General features: G+C 28.8%; 1 protein-coding gene. It reads right to left on the reverse strand.

Translation table 11 applies throughout. From position 1 onward, the window contains the following. Window positions 1-112: 112 nt before the first annotated feature. Window positions 113-679 (reverse strand): hypothetical protein, encoded by a 567-nt coding sequence (locus Q4512_RS16360; protein WP_303426459.1) that lies wholly within the window; start codon window positions 677-679, stop codon window positions 113-115. Window positions 680-792 lie beyond the last annotated feature (113 nt).

Raw genomic sequence — 792 nt, forward strand, 5'->3', positions numbered from 1 at the left:
AGCAACTAAGTTAGCAAATAAAAACCGAATAGAAAATCCGCGAGGATTTTCGTAAGTAGGCTAGAACTAGCAATAAATTATATACAGTGTTGGCAAATCGTTTTTTATTCAGTTAGTTTTTATTCAATTCAGCGTCACGCCAAATTTTCCGTTTATTAATATATTCTTCATTAAAATTAAGCAACTGAAGTTTATAATTCCCAAAATGCTTTGGTTTTAATCGTAAAATATCTAATCTTTCCATTTCTGCTTTAATTTCCAGAAACGATTTTCCATTTTTTATAAATTCAATAAGTTTATTTACTTGCTGTAAATCGGTTTCATTGTCAATTTGTAAATCCGAATTGTAAATTGTCTTTAGAGTTGGTATTTCATATTCATTCAGTTCAGAAATTAGTTGTGGTTTTTCTGAAATCACTTTATTTAATTCTGTAAGTTGTTTTTTTGTCAAATGTGAAATAAAGGATTCGTCACAACTTTCATAACTCAAGGACTTGTTAAATTTAGAGTTCAAAAACCGTTTTGTTAATACAATACTTTTTTGATTATCTCCAATTTTTCGATTTTCAGGAATTAATGCTGAACTTTCATCATAAAATCTGTCAAATATCTTTTCAACTCTATAAATACCTTTCGAATAAGAATTAACCCAATTTCCAATTTCTATATCTTTTTTCAATTCAGTTCGGGGTTTTGCTTAAATGTTTGCCAACGAGTTTGTGTATGGAAAGTTGCGTTTTTGTTAGCGAGGAATTTCCGAAGGAAATTCAGAAGTAACAAAAGTGCAACTGA

It is taken from the genome of Oceanihabitans sp. 2_MG-2023 (assembly GCF_030547245.1).
Classification (GTDB): Bacteria; Bacteroidota; Bacteroidia; order Flavobacteriales; family Flavobacteriaceae; genus Oceanihabitans.